Source organism: Micromonospora sp. NPDC000316 (assembly GCF_042898885.1).
Taxonomy (GTDB): Bacteria; Actinomycetota; Actinomycetes; order Mycobacteriales; family Micromonosporaceae; genus Micromonospora.
This window is the reverse complement of record NZ_JBIAZG010000004.1, coordinates 20,836-33,533: the sequence shown is the minus strand read 5'-3', so window position 1 is coordinate 33,533 and position 12,698 is coordinate 20,836. Positions and strand designations below refer to the sequence as shown.

11 protein-coding genes and 1 pseudogene are annotated in these 12,698 nt (G+C 72.2%); 10 read left to right on the top strand and 2 right to left on the bottom strand.

Annotation, left to right across the window (positions count from 1 at the left end):
• Window positions 1-1,047 carry a glucose 1-dehydrogenase gene (locus tag ACFY2Q_RS10995; RefSeq protein ID WP_387129211.1) on the bottom strand — a complete coding sequence of 349 codons (1,047 nt, stop codon included), beginning with the start codon at window positions 1,045-1,047 and terminating at the stop codon, window positions 1-3.
• A 105-nt stretch (window positions 1,048-1,152) separates the two neighbouring features.
• On the opposite strand from ACFY2Q_RS10995, the pseudogene ACFY2Q_RS10990 reads away from it, so the two are divergent.
• A pseudogene (locus ACFY2Q_RS10990) lies at window positions 1,153-1,749 on the top strand (NADH-quinone oxidoreductase subunit C); the annotation flags it as partial.
• A gap of 308 nt (window positions 1,750-2,057) precedes the next feature.
• Window positions 2,058-3,020 carry an NADH-quinone oxidoreductase subunit NuoH gene (gene nuoH, locus ACFY2Q_RS10985; RefSeq protein WP_306273399.1) on the top strand — a complete coding sequence of 321 codons (963 nt, stop codon included), beginning with the start codon at window positions 2,058-2,060 and terminating at the stop codon, window positions 3,018-3,020.
• A gap of 151 nt (window positions 3,021-3,171) precedes the next feature.
• Here the strand turns inward: nuoH and ACFY2Q_RS10980 are convergent, their stop codons facing one another.
• Window positions 3,172-4,191, bottom strand: coding sequence for a glutathione S-transferase family protein (locus tag ACFY2Q_RS10980; RefSeq protein WP_387129207.1), 1,020 nt, complete (start codon window positions 4,189-4,191; stop codon window positions 3,172-3,174).
• Between the two features lie 119 nt (window positions 4,192-4,310).
• Here ACFY2Q_RS10980 and ACFY2Q_RS10975 point away from each other — a divergent pair, with 119 nt between their 5' ends.
• From ACFY2Q_RS10975 to htpX, 8 genes are all read left to right on the top strand, one after another.
• Entirely contained in the window at window positions 4,311-4,742 is a 432-nt protein-coding gene (locus ACFY2Q_RS10975; protein ID WP_387129204.1) for an ester cyclase, read from the top strand.
• 213 nt (window positions 4,743-4,955) lie between these two features.
• Window positions 4,956-5,564, top strand: a complete 609-nt coding sequence (locus tag ACFY2Q_RS10970) for a NuoI/complex I 23 kDa subunit family protein (RefSeq protein ID WP_387129202.1) — start codon at window positions 4,956-4,958, stop codon at window positions 5,562-5,564.
• A gap of 37 nt (window positions 5,565-5,601) precedes the next feature.
• Window positions 5,602-6,171, top strand: a complete 570-nt coding sequence (locus tag ACFY2Q_RS10965; protein ID WP_387129200.1) for an NADH-quinone oxidoreductase subunit J — start codon at window positions 5,602-5,604, stop codon at window positions 6,169-6,171.
• Window positions 6,168-6,539 carry an NADH-quinone oxidoreductase subunit NuoK gene (gene nuoK / locus ACFY2Q_RS10960; RefSeq protein WP_387129197.1) on the top strand — a complete coding sequence of 124 codons (372 nt, stop codon included), beginning with the start codon at window positions 6,168-6,170 and terminating at the stop codon, window positions 6,537-6,539. Before ACFY2Q_RS10965 ends, nuoK begins: the two co-directional genes overlap by 4 nt.
• The gene (locus tag ACFY2Q_RS10955; protein WP_387129195.1) at window positions 6,536-8,461 is read left to right on the top strand and encodes an NADH-quinone oxidoreductase subunit L; all 1,926 of its coding nucleotides are present in this window, start codon (window positions 6,536-6,538) and stop codon (window positions 8,459-8,461) included. Before nuoK ends, ACFY2Q_RS10955 begins: the two co-directional genes overlap by 4 nt.
• Window positions 8,458-9,966 (top strand): NuoM family protein, encoded by a 1,509-nt coding sequence (locus ACFY2Q_RS10950; protein ID WP_387129193.1) that lies wholly within the window; start codon window positions 8,458-8,460, stop codon window positions 9,964-9,966. Before ACFY2Q_RS10955 ends, ACFY2Q_RS10950 begins: the two co-directional genes overlap by 4 nt.
• 173 nt (window positions 9,967-10,139) lie before the next feature.
• Window positions 10,140-11,630, top strand: coding sequence for an NADH-quinone oxidoreductase subunit N (locus ACFY2Q_RS10945; RefSeq protein ID WP_387129191.1), 1,491 nt, complete (start codon window positions 10,140-10,142; stop codon window positions 11,628-11,630).
• A 116-nt stretch (window positions 11,631-11,746) separates the two neighbouring features.
• Entirely contained in the window at window positions 11,747-12,622 is an 876-nt protein-coding gene (gene htpX, locus ACFY2Q_RS10940; protein ID WP_387129190.1) for a zinc metalloprotease HtpX, read from the top strand.
• Window positions 12,623-12,698 lie beyond the last annotated feature (76 nt).

Below are 12,698 nucleotides of genomic sequence, written 5' to 3'. Positions count from 1 at the left end.
TCAGGAGGCGAAGTCGAGCACCACCTTGATGTCGTCCGGCCCGGCGGTGTACGCGTCGGCGTACCTGTCCACAGTCACCCGACGGGTGATGAGCGAGCTGAGCCAGACCTGGTCGGCGCGGGCGAGCGCCTCAGCGGCGAGGTCCCAGTGCCGTCGGTTGGCGTTCACCGAGCCGAACACCACGTTGTTCTCCAACACCAGCTCCCGATTGAGCGCCCCGGCGTCGAAGTCGATTTTCCGGCCACCACTTGACACCCCGGCCAGGCAGACGATGCCCGTCGGGGCCGCCTTGCACATGACGTCGAGGACCACAGTGGGCGCGCCCGTGCACTCGATCACGACATCCGGCTCGAACGGCAGATCGTTGACAGGCACCGCGTGGTACGTGGCACCGAGCGCGGCCACCAACTGCGGCTTCGGCCCCGACGTCGCCAGGTCCAACACGTGGACGGAGAGCCCGCGCTGTGTGCCGAGCAGCGCGGCCAGCAGCCCGATCGGCCCGGCACCGGTCACCAGGACCGTCTGGGGCTGCCACTCGGCCCGGTGCCCGACCCGCTCGATGTGGTCCCACGCCTTCGCCACCACGCTCGTCGGCTCCAGCAGCACGCCGACCTGGGCCAGCGCCGGGTCGAGCCGGACCGCGAACTGAGGTTCGATCCGCCAGCGGTCGCGGGCGAACCCGGGCAGCGCCTTGATGCCGTGCTCGGTGAACTGCCCGTTGCGGCACATGTCCCACTCGCCGACCGCGCAGTTCGGGCAGGGCACCGGATCGGGATGCCGGACGACCCCAGCCACCAGGTCACCGGCTTGCAGGGTGCCGCTCGGGTCCTCAATCACCCGACCCAGCGACTCGTGCCCGATGACCAGGCGGTCCGCGCCGGGCGGCGCCTCGCCGTAGTCGCCGGCGATGATCTCGTGGTCGGTGCCGCAGATCCCCACCGACAGCGCCTCGACCAGGACCGAGCCCTCCTCGGCGGCCGGCTCCGGCTGATCCTCGACGAGGCGCAGCGAGTTGGCGACCTCGGGCTTCACAGTCACAGCGCGCACGCCCCCATCCTTCCCGCCCGAGGGCTGTGCCGCGCCCAAAGCTGGCAGATCGCCGGGCATCGGCGACCAACCGGCGCGGGTCGAGCCCGCACTAGGATCAGCGGCATGACTCCCGAAGAGGTCGGCGCTCGGCTGGTCGCGCTGCTCGCGCCGGTCGAGGCGACCCCGTCGGTCTCCGGCGGGCAGCGGCACGCCCGGGCCACCGTCGACGTACCCCCGGCGAGCTGGTCGGCCGCGGTGCGCGCGGCACGCGACGACACCGAGTTGGCATGCGACTTCTTCGACTGGCTGTCGGCGGTGGACGAGCTGGCCGAGGGCTTCGACGTGGTGGCGCACCTCTGGTCGACCCGGCTGCGGCACGGCGTGCTGCTGCGCACCCGGTTGCCGCGCGACGCGCCGACAGTGGCCTCGATAATCGACGTCTACCCGGGTGCCGCGTGGCACGAGCGGGAGACCCACGAGATGTTCGGCATCGGCTTCGACGGCCACGGTGAGCTGCGACCGCTGCTCCTGCCGCCGGAGTTCGAGGGTCATCCGCTGCGCAAGGAGTTCGTGCTCGCCTCCCGGGTGGCCAAGCCATGGCCGGGCGCGAAGGAACCGGGCGAGTCGGAGGCCGGCGGTGGCCGTCGACCGATCCGCCCGCCGGGCGTGCCCGCCCCGGGCGAGTGGGGGACCGTCCCCACCCCTGCGGGCGCGGGCGGCGTGGGGGAGGGTCCGCGCGGCGGCACCCCGGCCCGACCCGCCGGTGAGCGGCCAGCGCGTCCGGCACCGGGGGCCCGTCCGGCGCGTACTCCCCGGGCCGCCGGCACCGCCGACAGCCCGGCCTCGGCCGACAAGCCCGCGCACGACGCTGGCCCGGCCTCGGCCGACAAGCCCGCGCTTGACGCCGGGCCGGCCGACAAGCCCGTGCCGGGCATCGGCCCGGGCGACGGGCCCGCGTCGGGCGTCGGGCCGGTCGCGGACCCGGCGGGGCGTGACGACCGCACCGACCACGACGGGGGTACGCCCTGATGCCGCTCTGGGTGGAGTTGGTGATTCGGATCGGCGGCGTGGTGGTCGCGTTCCTCACCCTGCCGCTGCTTGTCGGTCAGGCCGAGCACAAGGTGATGGCGCACATGCAGGGCCGGCTCGGTCCGATGTACGCGGGCGGCTTCCACGGTTGGGCGCAGCTCGTGGCCGACGGCGTCAAGTTCGTGCAGAAGGAGGACATCACCCCGCGCGAGGCGGACCGGGCGGTGTTCCGGCTGGCGCCGGCGGTGGCGTTGGTGCCCTACCTGCTGGTGCTGCTCGTCATCCCGCTCGGCCCGAACGACCTGGTCGGGCAACCGTTGGACATCGGCCTGTTCTTCGTGCTGGCGGTGGTCGGCGTCGGTGTGGTGGCGGTGCTGATGTCGGCGTGGGCGTCGGCAAACAAGTACAGCCTGCTCGGTGGGCTGCGCGGGGCCGCCCAGTTGCTCGGCTACGAACTGCCGCTGGTGCTGGCCGCCGCGTCGGTGGCGATGGCGGCGGGCACGCTAAGCCTGTCCGGCATCGTCGAGGCGTGGCAGCCGTGGTGGCTCATCTGGCAGGCACCCGCGATGATCATTTTCTTCGTCGCCGGGCTGGCCGAGATCCGCCGACCGCCGTTCGACATGCCGGTGGCCGACTCGGAGCTGGTCTTCGGGTACATGACCGAGTACACGGGTCTGCGGTTCGCGTTCTTCCTGCTCGCCGAGTACGTGGGCATCGTGGTGATCGCCGCGCTGACCACTGTGCTGTTCCTCGGCGGCTGGCAGGGTCCGTTCGCCGACGACCAGCTGGGTTGGCTCTGGACCCTGCTGAAGGTCTTCGCCGTCGCGTTCGTGATCATCTGGCTCCGGGTTTCCTACCCCCGGCTACGCGAAGACCAACTCCAGCGCCTCTGCTGGCTGGTACTAGTGCCCGCAGCCCTAGCGCAACTAGTCCTAACAGCAGCAGTCCGCGTCGCCCTATAGCCCCCACCCCCACCCCACCCGCGCGCCCAGCCCCCGCCCAGCCCCGCGATCTTGCAGTTTCTGCCTCGACAAAATGGGGCTAAGCGGGCATATGGGCGTCACAAAGTGCAAGATCGCGGGGCTAAGCGAGGCCGGGACCGCGCGGGAGAGCTCAGCGCAGGGGGGTGTGTGCGGGGTTTACCGGTTCGGTTGGGGGTTGGGGTGGGGTGCCGTTGCCGAAGGGGCGGCCGCCCAGGGCTTCCCTACCGTGTGGGGTGAGCCAGTTGGACAGGTCGGGGCCGAGCGGGACGATCCCCGTCGGGTTGATGTCCCGGTGCACCTCGTAGTAGTGCCGTTTGATGTGGTCGAAGTCGATCGTGTCGCCGAACCCGGGGGTCTGGAACAGGTCCCGGGCGTACGCCCACAGGACCGGCATCTCGCTCAGCTTCTGCCGGTTGCACTTGAAGTGGCCGTGGTAGACCGGGTCGAACCGGACCAGGGTGGTGAACAGCCGCACGTCGGCCTCGGTGATGGTGTCGCCGACCAGGTAGCGCTGGTCGGTCAGCCGCGCGGTCAACCAGTCCAGCCGGTCGAAGAGCCTGTGGTATGCCGTGTCGTACGCCTCCTGGCTGCCGGCGAAGCCGCACCTGTAGACGCCGTTGTTGACGTCGGCGAACACGACCGCGTTTACCTCGTCGATCTGCTCCCGTAGGTGCTCGGGGTAGAGCTGCGGGGCGCCGTCGCGGTGATACGCGGTCCATTGCGTGGACAGGTCGAGACTCATCTGCGCGTAGTCGTTGGTCACCACCTGCCCGGTCGGCACATCCACTATCGCCGGCACAGTGATGCCGCGCTCGTAGCCGGGGAAGCGGTTGAAGTACGCCTCCTGGATGCGCTCGATGCCGAGCACCGGGTCACGCCCGCCCGGGTCGAGGTCGAAGGTCCAGCTCCGGGCGTCGTGGGTCGGGCCGGCGACCGCCATCGAGATGGCCTCCTCCAGGCCGAGCAGTCGGCGCACGATGATCAGTCGGTTGGCCCACGGGCAGGCCCGGCTGACGGCCAGCCGATACCGGCCCGGCTCGACCGGGTAGCCGTCCCGCCCGTCCATGGTGATCCGGGTGGCGATGTATCGCTGGTCCCGGGTGAACTCGCCACCCGGCTCGACGTACTTCCCGCCTGCGTCCGCGCCCACGTTGCCCTCCCGGTCCGGTTACCGTCTCCGCCCATCCTCGCTGATCTCCGACCGTCCGGCGTGGCCCCGTCCAACCTGGGCCCGCAACCGGCCGGCCCTGTCGCGGCTACCCTGCGATCATGACGGATGTGGAGGCGGCGGCCCGGCGTTTCATCGCCGACGTGTGGAACGCCCGTCGGGAGGAGTCTGCGTACGAGTTGATCGCCGACGAGTGCCCGGGGCTGGGCGGCACCGGCCCGGAGGCCACCCTGGCCTGGCACCGCGAGCGGCGGGCGGCCTTTCCGGACCTGCGCTACAAGATCGTGGACGTGGTGGCGGCGGGTGAGCGGGTGGCTGTGCACTGGCGCGCGGCCGGCACCCACGCGGGGCAGTTCGGGCCGGTGCCTCCGACCGGTCAGGTGGTCAGCTACTCGGGTGCGACGTTCCTGCGGTTCGACGCGGCGAGCCGGATCGTCGAGGTGTGGAGCTGCAACGAGCTGTTCCAACTGCTCCAGCAGCTCGGCGTCGAGATGTTGCCGCCGGTCGGTGGCGTCACCGGCTCCGGGGCGTGATCCGGCTGATCGGCAGCATCGAGCAATTCCCGGCGGCGGCCATCGTCAGGCAGCGCATCCAGATCGTCAGTCGTCCATCCGCCCTCGGGCGGATAGTCGCTCTGCAGCGCGGCGGTCACGGCAGGTCCTTCCAGGTGCGTCGTTCTCCCCAGGGCCACAGTACCGCCGCAGACCTGCGGGGGGTGGTCGCGCGCGCGGGGGCCACAGGGCAGGATGGTCGACATGACCGACCCCAGCGAGCACGGCGACCCGGCCGGTGACGCCCGCGAGCGCGGCCTGCCCGGCTCGGGCCTGGTAAAGGGGCTGGCGGTCACCCTCAAGACGATGACCAGCCGCTCGACCACCCAGCAGTACCCGGACGTCGCTCCCGAGCTGCCGCCCCGCTCGCGTGGCGTGATCGCGCTCGCGGAGGAGAACTGCACCGTCTGCATGCTCTGCGCCCGGGAGTGTCCGGACTGGTGCATCTACATCGACTCGCACAAGGAGGAGGTGGCGGTGCCCGGCGCCGCCCGCCCCCGCCAGCGCAACGTGCTCGACAAGTTCGACATCGACTTCTCCCTCTGCATGTACTGCGGCATCTGCATCGAGGTCTGCCCGTTCGACGCGCTCTACTGGTCGCCCGAGTTCGAGTACGCCGAGTACGACATCAAGGACCTGCTGCACGACAAGGACCACCTGGGCCAGTGGATGGCCACGGTTCCGCCGCCGCCCGCGCACGACCCCAACGGCGAGCCGGCCAAGGAGGAGACCGCGGCAGCGCGCAAGGCCGCCGTGCGTCCGGCCCCTTCTGCCGTACGCCCCGAGCCGGGCTCTGCGTCGTGACACCGCGGCAGGCGGATCGCGTCGGGAGGGCGGCCCGGTGACCGGCGCGGACCTGCTGCTGCTCGCCCTGGGCGCGGTCGCGGTCGGTGCCGGCGTGCTCGTGGTGACGACGAAGCACCTGGTCCGAGCCGGGCTCTACCTGGTGGTGTGCCTGGGCGCGTTGGCCGGTGACTACCTGGTGCTCAGCGCCGAGTTGGTCGCCTGGGTGCAGGTGCTGATCTACGTGGGCGCTGTGGTGGTGCTGCTGCTGTTCGCGGTGATGCTGACCCGGGCTCCGATCGGCGCGTCCGACGATCTGGACCGGCCCGGCTGGCCGGCCGCGCTGATCGGTGGTGGCGCCGGGCTGGGCCTGACCGTCCTGCTTGTCGACGCGTACAGGTGGAGCACTGTCACGCTGCCCGACGCGGGCACCGCCGAACGGCTCGGGGAGCAGATCTTCGGGGCGTGGGTGCTGCCGTTCGAGGTGCTCTCCGTGCTGCTGCTGTCCGCACTGGTCGGCGCTGTGGTGCTGTCCCGGCCGGACATCGGCCGACCGGCCCCGCAACGCGACGGCACGGCAGCACCGGCCGGCACGGCGGCCGACGTGGATTCTGGGGGGCGCCGGTGAGGCCGGTCATCCCGTACGTCACCGCCGCGCTGCTGTTCGGCCTCGGCGTGTACGGCGTGCTGCGCCGTCGCAACGCCGTGCTGGTGCTGATGTCGGTCGAGTTGATGCTCAACGCGGTGAACCTCATCCTCGTCACCGCCGACACCACGGCCCGCGCGGTGCTGCCGCACTCCGGTCAGGTCTTCGCGCTGTTCGTCATCGTTCTCGCCGCCGCGGAGATCGGGGTGGGGCTGGCGATCGTCCTCCAGCTCTACCGGCTGCGGGCGACAGTGGCGGTGGACGAGGTGCCGCTGACCGAGCCCGCCGACACGCCGGAGGTCGGCGCTGGGCGGGAGCCGGCCACCACAGGCCCGGAGGTGGGCAGGTGAACGGGCTGCTCGGGGCGCTGCTGCCCGCCGTACCACTTGTCGCCGGTCTTGTCGGTCTGCTGCTGCCGCCGGCCCCACGTGATCCGGGCGGGGGTGACCGGGCGCGGCGGGTGGCAGTGGCGCTCGGGGTGACAGGCGCGGCCGGCGCGCTGGCGCTTGCCGTCGCGTTGCTCGTCACTGTGGACCGCCCGACGGAGACGTCGACGACCTGGATCGACCTCGGCGGGTTGACGGTGACCCTCGGCGTACGGCTGGACGGCGCCGCCGCGCTCGTCGCGGTCGCGGTCACCGCTGTCGCGCTGGCCGTGCAGGTCTACTCGATCGGCTACCTGCGGCGGGGCCCACACGACGACGTCGACGTCGACCACCGCTACCCGCCGTACGCCGCGCAGATCAGCCTCTTCACCGCCGCGATGCTGCTTGTGGTTGTCGCGGGCGACCTGGTGATGCTGCTTGTCGGCTGGGAGGTGATGGGCCTCTGCTCGTACCTGCTGATCGCCCACGACCGCCGACTGCCCGGCGCTCCGGCCGCCGCGATGAAGGCGTTCCTGGTGACCCGGGTCGGTGACGTCGGCTTCCTGCTCGGCATCGCGTTGCTCGGCGTGTCCAGCGGCAGTTTCCGGATCGCCGACGTGCTCGCGCACGACCACTCCGGCGCGACACTTACCGCAGCCGGTCTGCTGCTGCTCGCCGGGGTGGCCGGCAAGAGCGCCCAGTTCCCGCTGCACACCTGGCTGCCGGACGCGATGGCAGGCCCGACGCCGATCTCCGCGCTGATCCACGCCGCGACGATGGTCGCCGCCGGCGTGTACGCGGTGACCCGGCTCTACCCGCTGTTCACGGCCGCGCCTGTGACACTTACCGTGCTCGGGGTGGTCGGCTCGATCACCCTGCTGCTCGGCGCGCTCGCCGCCACCGCGCAGGACGACATCAAACGGGTGTTGGCCTGGTCGACCGTCTCCCAACTCGGCTACATGACGGGCGCGCTGGCGGTCGGCTCGCCGTCGGCCGCGCTGTTCCACCTGCTCACCCACGCCGCGTTCAAGGCGCTGCTGTTCCTCGCCGCCGGCGCGGTGATCCACGCGGTGGGCAGCACGCTCATGTCGGAGATGGGCGGGCTGCGCCGCAGCATGCCTGTGACGTTCTGGTGCACCGTGGTGGGCCTGGGCGCGCTTGTCGGGGTGCCTCCGCTTGCCGGTTTCTGGAGCAAGGAGGGCGTGTTGGCGGTCGCCGAGTCGGCCGCCCGGGAGGGCACCGGGCCGGCGCCGTCGTGGGTGGGCTGGCTGGTCTGGCTGGCCGGGCTCGTGGGTGTGGCGATCACCGCCTGGTACGCCGGCCGACTGCTGCTGCGGGCCTTCTTCGGCGCCCCCCGGCTGCCGCTGGTCCAGCCGCACGACCCGCCGGCGGTCATGCGGTGGCCGGTGCTGCTGCTTGCCGTGCCGGCCGCGCTGCTCGGCCTGGCCGGGTTCGCCGGGGCGTTCGCCAACCGGCTGCGCTTCGCCACAGTGCCGGTTGCGGGCGCCGAGGACGGCCTGGTCCACGTCGGGCCGGGGCTGCTGCTGCCGCTGGTGTTGCTGCTGCTCGGGGCGGGGCTGGTCTGGCTGGGCTGGCGGCGGGACACCACCGCCGACCCGGCGGCGGCGCTGGGCCCGCTGCGGCCGGTCTTCGCCAGCGCGTTCCGGCTCGACGACGTCCAGCACACACTTGTCGTACGTCCCGTCCGGGCGCTGGCTCGCGCCGCGCGCACCGGCGACGAGTCGGTGGTGGACGGGGCCGTCGAGGGCAGTGGGCGGGTCGCATCCGGGCTGGGCGCCGGGTTGGCGGCCCTGCACCGCGCGGCGCTGCCCCGCGCCGCCGCCGGGGTGCTGGCCGGTGCGCTGCTGATCGGCCTGGCGGCGGCCCTGATGGGGGTTACCCGATGAACGTTGGGCAGGTGTTGCTTGTTGCGGTGCTTGTGGTGCCGGCAGTCGGCGCGGTCGCGGTGGCGGCGACGCCCCGGGACCGGGCGGCCCGGCTGGTGGGCACTGTCGCGGCGGCGGTGACCCTGCTGGCCGCGGTGCCGCTGGTCTTCGGCGGGCGGGGGTGGTTCGCCTGGTCGGCGGGCACGCCGGCGGTGCGCCCGTGGCACCAGGTGGACCTGCCCTGGGTGCCCGGCCTCGATCTGCGCTTCCACCTCGGCGTCGATGGCATCTCCTGGCCGCTCGTGGTGCTGACGGCGCTGCTCACAGTGCTGTGCTGCGCGTACACGATGTGGCGGGTGCCCGACGGCGGCAGCGGCCGGGCGCTCGTGGCGTTGCTGCTTGTGGTCGAGGTGGGCATCCTGGGCACCTTCCTCGCCCTGGACCTGGTGTTGTTCTTCCTCTTCTTCGAGGTCGTCCTCCTGCCGATGTACGCGATCATCGCCGGCTGGGGTGGCGCGGACCGGCGTCGGGCAGCCCGAAAGTTCGCGCTCTACACCCTGTTCGGGTCGGTGTTGCTGCTGGTCGGCGTGTACGTAGTGGTCGCCGCCGCAGGCACCGCCGACGTGGTGGCGCTGACCGGTGGCGGCGGGTTGTCCCGGGGCACCCAGCTCGCGGCGTTCACGCTGCTCGCTCTGGCGTTCGCGGTGAAGAGCCCGCTCTGGCCCCTGCACTCGTGGCTGCCCGACGCGCACACGCAGGCCCCGACGGTGGGCAGTGTCGTGCTGGCGGGGGTGCTGTTGAAGATGGGCACCTACGGCCTGATCCGGGTGGCGGTCGGGGTGGCGCCGGAGGGTGCCCGCTGGGCTGCGCCCGTGCTGGGCGTGCTGGCCGTCGCCGCCATCCTGGTCGGCTCGCTCGTCTGCCTGGCGCAGACGGAGGTGAAGCGGCTCATCGCCTATTCGAGCGTGGGGCACATGGGTTTCGTGCTGCTGGGCGTCGCCACGTTGACGGCCACCGGCATCCAGGCCGCGCTGATCGGCAACGTCGCGCACGGCGTGATCACCGGCCTGCTGTTCTTCCTGGCGGGGGCGGTGAAGGACCGCACCGGCACGGGCACTCTCGCCGAGTTGTCCGGGCTGCGCGAGACCGCACCTCGGCTGGCTGGCCTGCTCGCGTTCGCGGCGGTCGCCTCGCTCGGCCTGCCGGGGCTGGCAGGCTTCTGGGGGGAGGCCTTCGCGGTGGTCGCGGCGGTGCAGGTGGGCGGCCCGCTGTGGACGACCCTGGGGGTGTCGGCGGCGGTCGGCGGCGCGCTCACGGCCGCGTACTTCCTGCGGTTGCTGCGTCAGGTCACCCACGGCCGGCCGAGCCCGGCGGTGGGTCGGGTCGGTCCCGGCCTGGCCGGCGCGGAGGTGACCGCGTGGGCGCCGCTGGTGCTGCTCGCGCTGGCCATCGGGCTGGTCCCGGCGCTGGTCCTGGGCGTCGCGGAGGCACCTGTCGACGCGCTGATCGCGGTGGTTTCCCCGTGAGCGCGAGGAGTGAGCGGGGCTTGCGAGCCCCGCAGTCGCGAATGAAGGTGGCCCCGTGAGCGCGAGGAGTGAGCCGGGTTTGCGAGCCCCGCAGTCGCGAATGAAGGTGGCCCCGTGAGCGCGAGGAGTGAGCCGGGTTTGCGAGCCCCGCAGTCGCGAATGAAGGTGGCTCAGTGACCGCCGTGCAGAGCGTCGACAGCGTTGCGTTGCTGCCGGCGTACCTGGCGGCCGGCACCGCCGTACTCGTGCTGGTCATCGACCTGCTGCTGGCCCGACCGGCGGCGACGATCATGGTGGCCGCGCTCGGCGCGGCGGGCACCGCCGTCGGTTCGGCGCTCGTCGGCGCGGGGGCGCAGCGGCAGACGTTCTGCGTCGGCGCCGACTGCTCCTGGATCTTCGGTGGGCGGGCGGCCCTGGTCGGCGCGGCGGTGGCGCTGCTCACCCTGGCGGTGCTCGGGTTGTCGGTGCCGGCGCTGCTGGCCGGGCGGTCGCCGGTGGGGGAGTACTGCTTCCTGCTCGCCTGCTCGATGACCGGCGGCGTGGTGCTCGGCGCGGCCGGTGACCTGATCACCCTGATCGTGGCCCTGGAGACGTTGACCCTGCCGCTGTACGTGCTCGTCGGCCTGCGCCGGGGCAGCCTTGCCAGTGCCGAGGCGGCGGTGACGTTCTTCGTGGTCAGTGTGGTGGCCACCACGTTGACTCTGCTCGGTGCGGCGCTGCTGTACGCGGTGACCGGCGGCCTGCACCTGGACCGGCTCGGCACGCTGCTGGCCGAGCGCTCGGAGCTGCGGGATCTGCCGCTGACCACCGCCGCCGTGGCGTTGCTGCTGCTCGGGCTGGCGTTCAAGGTGGCGGCGGTGCCGTTCCACGCCTGGGCGCCGGCCACCTACGACGGCGCGCCGCTTCCGGTGGCCGCGTACCTGTCCACGGCGTCGAAGTTGGGTGGCCTGGTGGCGCTGCTGGCCGTGGTGCAGCGGGCGCTGCCGGCGGACCAGACCGGCCCAGTGCTCGCCCTGCTGGCGGTGCTCACGATGACCGTCGGCAACCTGGTGGCGCTGCGTCAAAGGCGTACGGTTCGGCTGCTCGCCTGGTCGTCGGTGGCCCAGGCCGGTTACATCCTCGCTCCGCTCGGCGCGTTGGCGCTGGTTGCCGGCCGCACGGACGAGGCACGGTCCGCCGCGTACGCCGCCGCAGTGGCGTACGCCATCTTCTTCGTGGTGTTGGAGCTTGCGGCGTTCGCGGCGGTGACCGCGCTGCGCCCGGTGGGCGCGGACGGCGGCACGCTGGAGGACCTGCGCGGGGCGGCCCGCCGGCACCCGTGGCGCGGGGCGGCGCTCGGTCTCGCGCTGGTGGGCCTGGCCGGTCTGCCGCCGGGCCTGGCCGGCCTGTTCGCGAAGGTGACGGTGGTCCGGTCGCTGCTGGACGGCGGGGCTGCCTGGCTGGCGCTTGTGGTGGCGCTGAACGCGGTGATCGGGTTGGCCTACTACCTGCGGGTGACCGCCGCGCTCTGGGCGCCGCCGCCCCTCGCCGCCCCGGCGGGTCCGAGCGCAGCGGCGGCCGTACCCATGGTGGGTGTGGTGGCAGTGGTGCTGGCGGTGACGACGGTGGCCGCCGTGGTGCTCGGTGTCGCGCCGCAACTGGTGCTCGACCTGGCCGGTCGGTGACCTGACCTGCGGATCCAGTCTCAGTGAACTCTCAGCGTTGAGACGGATGCTTGGCGGGTACCGGGTTGTTGAACCGGTCAGCGGATCCCGGCGATCCGTGCACCGAAGGAGAGATCGTGCACCACAACCGTCTGAAGACCGCCGCGCTGCTCGGCCTGCTCACCTCGCTGATCCTCGTGGTGGGCTACTGGTTCGGCGGCAGTGGCGGCCTGGTCATCGCTGTCGTCATTTCCTTGGTCATGAACGGCGTTTCCTACTTCTACTCCGACAAGCTCGCACTGCGCTCGATGGGGGCGCAACCGGTCAGTGAGGCGCAGTTCCCCGAGCTGTACCGGATGGTGCGGGAGTTGGCGGCCGACGCGCAGCAGCCCATGCCGCGCCTGTACGTCAGCCCGACCGCGCAGCCCAACGCGTTCGCCACGGGCCGTAACCCGCAGAACGCTGCGGTCTGCGTGACGCAGGGCATCACCGAGATCCTCGACTACCGCGAGCTGCGCGGTGTGATCGGGCACGAGCTGTCACACGTCTACAACCGGGACATCCTGATCTCCAGCGTGGCGGCCGGCCTGGCGAGCATCATCACCCTGCTGGCGAACCTCGCGTTCTTCCTCCCGCTGGGCGGCGGAGACGACGAGGACCGACCGAACCCGGCGGTGCTGCTGCTCACCCTGATCCTGGGGCCGATCGCGGCCACCGTGATCCAGTTGGCGATCAGCCGGAGCCGTGAGTTCCAGGCGGACGCCTCGGGTGCCACGTTGACCCGTGACCCGCTGGCCCTGGCCAGCGCCCTGCGCAAGATCGACGCGGTGGCCCGACGTCGGCCGCTGCCGGCCCAGGGGCAGCTCACCAGCACCGCGCACCTGATGATCGCCAACCCGTTCCGGGGTGGTGGCATGTCCGCCCTCTTCGCCACCCACCCGAAGATGGAGGACCGGGTCGCCCGGCTGGAGCAGATGGCCGCCAACGCGGGGCCTGTGCAGTTCCAGCGCTGACCCGCTGATTTCCCCGTACTCCGCCTGCGACCGGTCGCACCGGTCGCGGGCGGAGTGCTGTGTCTCGGGCGATATC

Excerpts from the sequence above, each read along its gene's own strand:
- nuoH (WP_306273399.1), top strand. The coding sequence starts at position 2,058 with ATGCCGCTCTGGGTGGAGTTGGTGATTCGGATCGGCGGCGTGGTGGTC.
- ACFY2Q_RS10975 (WP_387129204.1), top strand. The coding sequence starts at position 4,311 with ATGACGGATGTGGAGGCGGCGGCCCGGCGTTTCATCGCCGACGTGTGG.
- ACFY2Q_RS10970 (WP_387129202.1), top strand. The coding sequence starts at position 4,956 with ATGGTCGACATGACCGACCCCAGCGAGCACGGCGACCCGGCCGGTGAC.
- ACFY2Q_RS10950 (WP_387129193.1), top strand. The coding sequence starts at position 8,458 with ATGAACGTTGGGCAGGTGTTGCTTGTTGCGGTGCTTGTGGTGCCGGCA.